Below are 8882 nucleotides of genomic sequence, written 5' to 3'. Positions count from 1 at the left end.
GTGTTGTCAGTCCATTGTGAACCAGCAGCCTGGTGTTTACCCCGATGCACGCGAGGAAGGCCCCTAATTCAACCCCGAGCCGGGGTTTTTGTCGGAGCGCTGGGGTTTCTACGTATAATCAAGGGCTTTGCTAATAGCGGCCCCTGTAACTTTCCCGTAATTTGTAGGTTTCAAAATGACAAATTCGGCGAAGTCGGCAACGAACCCGGTCTCCCGGGCAGTTACAGATGAGTTTGAGGCGGATGTGGAGGCTTTCAAGCCCCTGACCCGTGAAGAAGCCCAAAAGCTTCGTGAAACGGTTCCGCTTCTTTCCCCTTGGTCGGTGTTGGCGGGGCAGTTGGCGGTTGGTGTTCTGGTGGCATGTGTCACTTGGGCCCTGACAGGCCAGCGGTCCGCCGGCTGGTCGGCGCTCTACGGGGCGCTGGCGGTGGTGATTCCGGCGGCGCTTTTTGCGCGCGGTTTGACCGGCAAAGTGTGGTCTATGAATCCAGGCACTGCGGTGGCTGGATTCTTTTTGTGGGAAATGGTCAAGATCGCCTTGACGGTGGCAATGCTGTTTGCCGCGCCAAGGCTGGTTTCGATGCTGAGTTGGCCGGCCATGCTGGTCGGCCTGGTGGTGACAATGAAAACGTCCTGGATCGCGTTGTTGTTCGCGGTCAGGAAAAATAAACTTTGAGGCGAGCAATAAATGGCTGCTGAGAATGCTGCTGGACATGGCGGTCCAACCGCTGGTGAATACATCGTTCACCACCTGACGCACTGGCGTAACAAGGAACTTGTTGGCCCGTTCGATCTGAGCGTCATCAATATCGACTCCACCATTTTCACCATCCTTTTGGGTGTGATCGGCTGCTTCCTGCTCTGGAAAGCCGCCCGCAAAGCCACCTCCGGCGTTCCCGGCCGTTTCCAGGCCGCGGTTGAAATCCTCGTTGAAATGGTCGACGCGCAAGCCAAGGGCATCGTGCACAACGCCGAAAGCCGCAAGCTGGTCGCGCCGCTGGCCCTCACCGTGTTTGTCTGGATCTTCCTGCTGAACGCCATGGACTTGCTGCCGGTCGACCTGCTGCCGGTGCTGTGGGCCTGGGTGTATGGTGCTGCCGGCCATGACGCGCACCACGCTTACATGCGCTCGGTGCCCACCGCCGACCTTTCCATCACCATGGGCCTGTCCATGGGCGTGCTGATCACCTGCCTGGTCTACAACGTCAAGATCAAGGGCGTGGGCGGCTGGATCCACGAGTTGTTCACCGCGCCTTTCGGCAACCACTGGGCGCTGTACCCCTTCAACTTCCTGATGCAGGTCATCGAGTTTGTCGCCAAGACGGTCTCCCACGGCATGCGACTGTTCGGCAACATGTATGCCGGCGAACTGATTTTCCTGCTGATCGCCCTGATGGGCGGCGCCTGGTCGCTGTCGGCGACCGGCATCGGCCTGGCCATCGGCCACATCATCGCGGGCTCGGCCTGGGCGATTTTCCACATCCTGATCATCACGCTGCAAGCCTTCGTGTTCATGATGCTGACGCTGGTGTATATCGGCCAGGCGCACGATCACCACTAGTCAGGCAACAGCTCAGTTATCCCCCGTTTTCGTTTTTGTTTTTCTCTCGTAACCAAGTCCTAAGGAGTCATCATGGAAGTTATTAGTTTTGTCGCTCTGGCCGCCGGCCTCATCATTGGCCTGGGCGCAGTCGGCGCTTGTATCGGCATCGGCATCATGGGCAGCAAATACCTCGAAGCAGCTGCACGCCAGCCTGAACTGATGGGCGAACTGCAGACCAAGATGTTCCTGCTGGCCGGCCTGATCGACGCCGCTTTCATTATCGGCACGGGTATCGCGCTGTGGTTCGCCACCGCCAACCCCTTCCTGGCGCAAATCGCCAACCTGCCCAAGTAAGCATTGATCAAAGTCCCAAGAATGTCATTCCTTCGGGCCGGCTTCTGGCTGGGCCCCAAGGGAAAGGATGAGCAGTGAGCATTACCGGTACCCTAATTGTCCAGCTGATCGTGTTCCTGATTTTGGTCGGGTTCACGATGAAGTTTGTGTGGCCACCCATCGCGGCGGCCCTGGACGCGCGCGCGCAAAAAATCGCTGACGGCCTTGCTGCTGCCGACAAAGCCAAATCCGAACTCTCCGTCGCCAACAAGCGCGTGGAAGAAGAGCTGGCCAAGTCGCGCAACGAAGCGGCCGTGCGCCTGGCTGAAGCCGAGCGCCGGGGCCAGGCCCTGATCGAAGAGGCCAAGGCCAAGGCCACCGAAGAAGGCGGCAAGATCATCGCCGCCGCCAAGGTCGAAGCCGAGCAGCAAGCCGTCAAGGCACGCGAAGCCCTGCGCGAGCAGGTGGCAGCGCTGGCCGTCAAGGGCGCCGAGCAGATTCTGCGCAAGGAAGTCAATGCCGGTGTGCATGCTGACTTGCTGGGCCGCCTGAAGACCGAACTCTAAGCGAGCATCAACATGGCAGAACTAGCCACCATTGCCCGTCCCTACGCTGAAGCGCTGTTCAAGGCCTCCGGCTCCGACCTGGGCGGCACCGCCGTCTGGCTCGACGAGCTGGCCGCCATCGCTGCCAATGCGCAGCTGCAGCAGTTCGCCGGCAACCCCGGCGTCACTTCGGCGCAGGCGTTCGACGTGATTTCGGGCGTTGCCAAAACCAAGCTGCCGGACGCCGCGAAAAACTTCCTGCGCACAGTGATCGAGAACGGCCGCCTCGGCGCCCTGCCGGAAATCGCCGCGCAGTTCCGTGTCCTGAAAAATGCGCAGAGCGGTTCGTCCGATGCGACCGTCTACAGCGCTTTCGCGCTCGACGGCGCAGCGCTGGCCGGCCTGTCAGCAACGCTGGAAAAACGTTTTGGCAAGAAGCTCAACCTCCAGGTTGAGCTGGAGCCGGCCCTGATCGGGGGCGTGCGAGTCGTGGTGGGTGACGAGGTGCTGGACACCTCGGTCAAAGCCCGTTTAGAGCAAATGAAAGTGGCGCTGATCTCCTGAGCCGGTGCCCAGGCGCCATCCGCAGGTTTTAAGCCAACAAACATAGAAAGAAGGAAAGAGTCATGCAACTCAATCCCGCAGAAATTTCTGAACTGATCAAGAGCCGTATTGAAGGCCTGACCGGCAGCAGCGACATCCGCAACCAGGGCACCGTGGTGTCCGTGACCGACGGTATCGTCCGCATCCACGGCCTGTCCGACGTGATGCAGGGCGAAATGCTGGAATTCCCCGCAACCGCCGACGGTACCCCCACCTACGGCCTGGCACTGAACCTCGAGCGCGACTCGGTCGGTTCCGTGATTTTGGGTGAATACGAACACATCGCCGAAGGCGACACCGTCAAGTGCACCGGCCGCATTCTGGAAGTGCCTGTCGGCCCCGAGCTGCTCGGCCGCGTGGTGAACGCCCTGGGCCAGCCTATCGACGGCAAGGGCCCGATCAACGCCAAGCTCACCGACGTGATCGAAAAGGTCGCGCCCGGCGTGATCGCCCGTAAATCCGTCGACCAGCCCCTGCAGACCGGCCTGAAGTCCATCGACTCCATGGTGCCCGTCGGCCGCGGCCAGCGCGAGCTGATCATCGGCGACCGCCAGACCGGCAAGACGGCCGTGGCCATCGACGCCATCATCAACCAGAAGGGCAAAGGCGTTTCCTGCGTCTACGTCGCGATCGGCCAGAAGGCTTCCTCGATCAAGAACGTGGTGCGCTCGCTGGAGCAAGCCGGCGCCATGGAATACACCATCGTCGTGGCGGCTTCCGCTTCCGAATCCGCCGCCATGCAATACGTCAGCGCCTACTCCGGCTGCACCATGGGCGAATACTTCCGCGACCGCGGCGAAGACGCGCTGATCGTGTATGACGATTTGTCCAAGCAGGCCGTGGCCTACCGCCAGGTTTCGCTGCTGCTGCGCCGTCCGCCAGGCCGCGAAGCCTATCCCGGCGACGTGTTCTATCTCCACAGCCGCCTGCTCGAGCGCGCAGCCCGCGTGAACGAGAAGTACGTTGAAGACTTCACCAAGGGTGCGGTCAAAGGCAAGACCGGTTCGCTGACCGCGCTGCCGATCATCGAAACGCAGGCCGGCGACGTGTCCGCTTTCGTTCCGACCAACGTGATCTCGATCACCGACGGCCAGATCTTCCTGGAAACCAGCCTGTTCAACGCCGGTATCCGCCCCGCCATCAACGCCGGTATCTCGGTGTCGCGCGTCGGTGGTGCAGCCCAGACCAAGCTGATCAAGAACCTGTCCGGCGGTATCCGTACCGACTTGGCCCAGTACCGTGAACTGGCTGCCTYCGCGCAGTTCGCTTCCGACCTGGACGAAGCCACCCGCAAGCAGCTGGACCGCGGCGCCCGCGTGACCGAACTGCTCAAGCAGGCCCAGTACTCGCCTCTGTCCATCTCCAACATGGCGGCCACGCTGTTCGCCGTGAACAAGGGCTTCATGGACGACGTGGAAGTCAAGAAGGTCCTGGCTTTCGAGCACGGCCTGCACGCTTACCTGAAGGACAAGAACGCGGCCCTGATGGCCAAGCTCGAAGCCAACAAGGCCATGGACAAGGATGCTGAGGCTGAACTGAACACGGCCGTGGCCGAGTTCAAGAAGTCGTTCGCCTGAAGGCGTGACGGCTACATCAGTTAAGGCAAGAACCTCCAGGAAATCCTATGGCAGCAGGTAAAGAGATTCGCGGCAAGATCAAATCGGTGGAAAACACCAAGAAGATCACCAAGGCCATGGAAATGGTGGCCGCCTCCAAGATGCGCAAGGCGCAGGAGCGGATGCGCGCTGCCCGTCCTTACAGCGACAAGATCCGCAACATCACGGCCAACCTGAGTCAGGCCAACCCCGAGTACACCCACGCGTTCATGGAGTCCAACGACGCCAAGGCCACCGGGTTCATCGTGGTGACGACCGACAAGGGCCTGTGCGGCGGCATGAACACCAACGTGCTGCGCGCCGTGACGGCCAAGCTCAAGGAAGTGCAGGCCGCCGGCCATGATGCCAAGGCAGTCGCCATCGGCAACAAGGGCCTCGGTTTTCTGAACCGTGTGGGCGCCAAGGTGGTGTCGCACGCGACCCAGCTCGGCGACAAGCCGCACCTGGAAAAACTGATCGGCCCCGTCAAGGTGCTGCTCGATGCGTACAGCGAAGGCAAGATCAACGCGGTGTACCTGTGCTACACCAAGTTCATCAACACCATGCGCCAGGAACCGGTGGTCGAGCAGCTGCTGCCGCTGACAGCGGCGCACCTGCAGGCCGACAAGGACCAGCACGGCTGGGATTACATCTACGAGCCTGACGCGCAGACCGTGATCGACGACCTGCTGGTCCGCTACGTGGAAGCGCTGGTCTACCAGGCGGTTGCCGAGAACATGGCGTCCGAGCAGTCCGCCCGCATGGTGGCCATGAAGGCCGCCACCGACAACGCCGGCAGCGTGATCGGCGAACTCAAGCTGGTTTACAACAAAACGCGTCAAGCGGCGATTACGAAAGAACTTTCGGAAATCGTTGCCGGTGCTGCTGCGGTTTGATTCACATGAAAATCATTCTCACAGCTATCCTGGCTTCCGTTCTGGCGCTTGCCGGTTGCGGTGTCACGTCGAAGACGCAGACGCTCAGCAGCAACGCTTCGGCGGCGGCCAATGTCGCTGGCCTGAGCATGAAGATCTCGGACGCCGCACGCATCCGCATGCGGGACAATCCGGGCTTCAAGGAAGACCAGTTGCAGTCGGCAATCACGGGTGACCTGACCAAGCGCAAGCTGTTGCTGCCCGGCTCGACGCAGACCCTCGATGTGAACGTGACTGATCTGCGCGTGCGCAATGGCGCGGCCGTCTACTTCGCCGGCGTGTTCGCCGGCAATGACTTTGTGGTGGCTGATGTCATCGTCAAGGACGCGGCCGGCAAAATCCTCAAGAGCAGCCAGATCAACGTGRCGTTCCGCCTTGCGAGCTGGGGAAGCATGGGAACCGCCGCGCGCAATGCGCAAATGTATGAGACGTTTGCGCGCCATGTGGCCGCAGTAGTCGATCCTTCCATCTCGGTGGAATGAGTCAAAAATCTGATAACGGAGTTTCAATATGAATAACGCTTCACAAGCTCAAGGCAAAATCGTTCAATGTATCGGTGCGGTGGTTGACGTGGAATTCGCGCGCAACCAGATGCCCAAGATCTATGACGCGCTGAAAATGGAAGGCTCCGCGCTGACGCTGGAAGTCCAGCAGCAGCTGGGCGACGGCATCGTGCGCACCATCGCGCTGGGCACCTCCGACGGCCTGCGCCGCGGCAACATGGTGTACAACACCGGCGCCAACATCACGGTTCCCGTCGGCAAGGCCACGCTGGGCCGCATCATGGACGTGCTGGGCGCGCCCATCGACGAGCGCGGCCCGGTCGACCAGACCCTGACCGCTCCCATCCACCGCAAGGCGCCTGCTTATGACGAACTCTCGCCATCGCAGGAACTGCTGGAAACCGGCATCAAGGTGATTGACCTGGTTTGCCCGTTCGCCAAGGGCGGCAAAGTGGGCCTGTTCGGCGGCGCCGGCGTCGGCAAGACCGTGAACATGATGGAACTCATCAACAACATCGCCAAGGCGCACTCGGGCCTGTCCGTGTTCGCCGGTGTGGGTGAGCGTACCCGCGAAGGCAATGACTTCTACCACGAGATGGCCGACTCCGGCGTCGTGAACCTCGAGAACCTCGGCGAATCCAAAGTGGCCATGGTCTACGGCCAGATGAACGAGCCCCCAGGAAACCGCCTGCGCGTCGCGCTGACCGGCCTGACGATCGCCGAATCCTTCCGTGACGAAGGCCGCGATGTGCTGTTCTTCGTGGACAACATCTACCGCTACACACTGGCCGGTACCGAAGTGTCCGCGCTGCTGGGCCGTATGCCTTCCGCCGTGGGTTACCAGCCTACGCTGGCCGAAGAAATGGGCCGCCTGCAAGAGCGTATTACCTCCACCAAGGTCGGCTCCATCACTTCCATCCAGGCCGTTTACGTCCCTGCCGATGACTTGACCGACCCGTCGCCCGCCACCACCTTCGCCCACCTGGACTCCACCGTGGTGCTGAGCCGTGACATCGCCTCGCTGGGTATCTACCCCGCGGTCGACCCGCTCGACTCCACCAGCCGCCAGCTGGACCYGAACGTCGTCGGTGAAGACCACTACGCAACGGCCCGCGCCGTGCAAGGCACGCTGCAGCGCTACAAGGAACTCCGCGACATCATCGCGATTCTGGGCATGGACGAACTGGCCCCTGAAGACAAGCTGGCCGTGGCCCGCGCCCGCAAGATCCAGCGTTTCCTGTCGCAGCCTTTCCACGTCGCTGAAGTGTTCACCGGCTCGCCCGGCAAGTACGTCAGCCTGGCCGAAACGATTCGCGGCTTCAAGATGATTGTGGCCGGCGAGTGCGATCACCTGCCGGAACAAGCGTTTTACATGGTCGGCACGATTGATGAGGCATTCGAAAAGGCGAAGAAGGTCTAAGGCTCAGGCCCCAAAACTTTTTCTCACTAAGGATCGCTTATGTCAACCACCATTCACGTCGACGTCGTATCCGCAGAAGAGTCCATCTTCTCGGGCGAAGCCAAGTTCGTGGCATTGCCTGGCGAAGCCGGCGAGCTGGGCATTTACCCGCGCCACACGCCGCTGATCACCCGCATCAAGCCGGGCGCCGTGCGCATTGAAAAAGCCGACGGCACGGAAGAATTCGTCTTCGTGGCCGGCGGCCTGCTCGAAGTGCAGCCCAACTGCGTGACGGTGTTGAGCGACACCGCCATCCGCGGCAAGGACCTGGACGAGACCAAGGCCAGCGAAGCCCGCGCTGCGGCCGAGGAAGCGCTGAAGAACGCCAAGAGCGACATCGACATCGCCATGGCCCAGTCTGAACTCGCCGTCATGGCCGCGCAGATCGCCGCCTTGCGCAAGTACCGTCAGAAGAAGTAATACACACGCCTCCGGTTCCACCGGATCGCATCAAGCCCCTGCCGAAAGCCAGGGGCTTTTTTGTGGGTGGCACGTTGGGAGGTGTGCGGACGGTAGGCCTTTAGCGCTCATGCTGTTGCGCAAATGCCGCAAATAACAACTCGACACGCTAAATGRCAGCCAGCCGGCATACCCCCGCCTTATCGTTGGCACAGGATTTCAACTGAAGCAACGAGGTGAGGCTATGAACAGCACGCTGGACAGTCTGACATGGGGGGATGAGCTTTCACCGCACCGCAGGGGGAAGCGTTCGCGCATGACCTGGGTACGGCGGGTACTCGTCGTGCTGACAGCTTTATTCGTCCTGGGCGTTTTGCTGTCGCCCTGAGCCGTTCTTATTGCAGCAGCGGCGTATCGGGCAACTCATTGGTGTTCGCCTCCGGGCTGCCGGCATCCACCGCGAAGTGTTGCATCAACACGGCCGAGGTTTCCTCCAGCGCCTGCGTCAACCCGTCTTCATAACGCTGCTCGCGGAAGGCCACCGCCATGCGGGCCACCATGGCCTGCCATTGGTTCGGGCCCACCTGCCGCGCCACGCCGCGGTCGGCCACGATCTCGATCRCACGCTCGGCCAGCAATACGTAAATCAGCACGCCGTTGTTGTGTTCGGTGTCCCAGACCCGCAGCTTGCCGAACATCGTCACCGCGCGCTGGCGCGTGAGTGTGGGGATGGAAAGCTGTTTGCCCAGCCGCCGCAGATAGCTCAGGGGCAGCGAAGCTTCCACGCAGATACGGATCTCGCCGCTGTGACGCTGCTCGCTGGCCGCCACGCGCCGCGTGAGCCGTTCCAGCATGTCGGGCGGGATGGCGCGCCTGGCGTCGGATGCGTCAAGCCAGAGATGCTTGAGGATAGTTTTGAGTTTGTTGAGCATGTGCCTACCAGTCTCCCGAGGCGCCGCCGCCGCCA

11 protein-coding genes are annotated in these 8882 nt (G+C 61.4%); 10 read left to right on the top strand and 1 reads right to left on the bottom strand.

The genetic code is table 11. The annotated features are described in order from the left end of the window. Nucleotides 1-175: 175 nt before the first annotated feature. The 10 genes from AC1D0P_RS17375 to AC1D0P_RS17330 all read left to right on the top strand — a co-directional run bounded on the left by AC1D0P_RS17375 (nucleotide 176) and on the right by AC1D0P_RS17330 (nucleotide 7936). Nucleotides 176-676 (top strand): ATP synthase subunit I, encoded by a 501-nt coding sequence (locus AC1D0P_RS17375; RefSeq protein ID WP_477677890.1) that lies wholly within the window; start codon nucleotides 176-178, stop codon nucleotides 674-676. 12 nt (nucleotides 677-688) lie between these two features. Beyond that, on the top strand, nucleotides 689-1561 hold the full coding sequence (gene atpB, locus AC1D0P_RS17370; protein WP_477655763.1) for a F0F1 ATP synthase subunit A: 873 nt from the start codon (nucleotides 689-691) through the stop codon (nucleotides 1559-1561). A gap of 72 nt (nucleotides 1562-1633) precedes the next feature. Continuing rightward, complete coding sequence (atpE, locus tag AC1D0P_RS17365; protein ID WP_007868969.1) at nucleotides 1634-1897, top strand: F0F1 ATP synthase subunit C; 264 nt, start codon at nucleotides 1634-1636, stop codon at nucleotides 1895-1897. Between the two features lie 74 nt (nucleotides 1898-1971). Continuing rightward, nucleotides 1972-2442: a F0F1 ATP synthase subunit B gene (locus AC1D0P_RS17360; protein WP_477677889.1), complete on the top strand. Its 471-nt coding sequence runs from the start codon at nucleotides 1972-1974 to the stop codon at nucleotides 2440-2442. A gap of 12 nt (nucleotides 2443-2454) precedes the next feature. Further along, nucleotides 2455-2985, top strand: coding sequence for a F0F1 ATP synthase subunit delta (locus AC1D0P_RS17355; RefSeq protein WP_477655761.1), 531 nt, complete (start codon nucleotides 2455-2457; stop codon nucleotides 2983-2985). Nucleotides 2986-3047: 62 nt separating this feature from the next. Beyond that, nucleotides 3048-4601: a F0F1 ATP synthase subunit alpha gene (atpA, locus tag AC1D0P_RS17350; RefSeq protein WP_477677888.1), complete on the top strand. Its 1554-nt coding sequence runs from the start codon at nucleotides 3048-3050 to the stop codon at nucleotides 4599-4601. 47 nt (nucleotides 4602-4648) lie between these two features. Beyond that, complete coding sequence (gene atpG, locus AC1D0P_RS17345) at nucleotides 4649-5515, top strand: F0F1 ATP synthase subunit gamma (protein ID WP_477655760.1); 867 nt, start codon at nucleotides 4649-4651, stop codon at nucleotides 5513-5515. A gap of 5 nt (nucleotides 5516-5520) precedes the next feature. Then, nucleotides 5521-6036 (top strand): hypothetical protein, encoded by a 516-nt coding sequence (locus tag AC1D0P_RS17340; RefSeq protein WP_477677887.1) that lies wholly within the window; start codon nucleotides 5521-5523, stop codon nucleotides 6034-6036. Between the two features lie 28 nt (nucleotides 6037-6064). Beyond that, nucleotides 6065-7477, top strand: coding sequence for a F0F1 ATP synthase subunit beta (gene atpD, locus AC1D0P_RS17335; protein WP_477677886.1), 1413 nt, complete (start codon nucleotides 6065-6067; stop codon nucleotides 7475-7477). Nucleotides 7478-7516: 39 nt separating this feature from the next. Beyond that, nucleotides 7517-7936, top strand: a complete 420-nt coding sequence (locus tag AC1D0P_RS17330; RefSeq protein WP_477655757.1) for a F0F1 ATP synthase subunit epsilon — start codon at nucleotides 7517-7519, stop codon at nucleotides 7934-7936. A gap of 374 nt (nucleotides 7937-8310) precedes the next feature. On the opposite strand, the gene AC1D0P_RS17325 is transcribed toward AC1D0P_RS17330, so the two are convergent. After that, complete coding sequence (locus tag AC1D0P_RS17325; protein WP_477677891.1) at nucleotides 8311-8847, bottom strand: TPM domain-containing protein; 537 nt, start codon at nucleotides 8845-8847, stop codon at nucleotides 8311-8313. Nucleotides 8848-8882 lie beyond the last annotated feature (35 nt).

It is taken from the genome of Polaromonas sp. P1_G2 (assembly GCF_056405515.1).
Note: the sequence above shows the minus strand (reverse complement) of the source record. Positions and strands in the feature narration are given on the sequence as shown.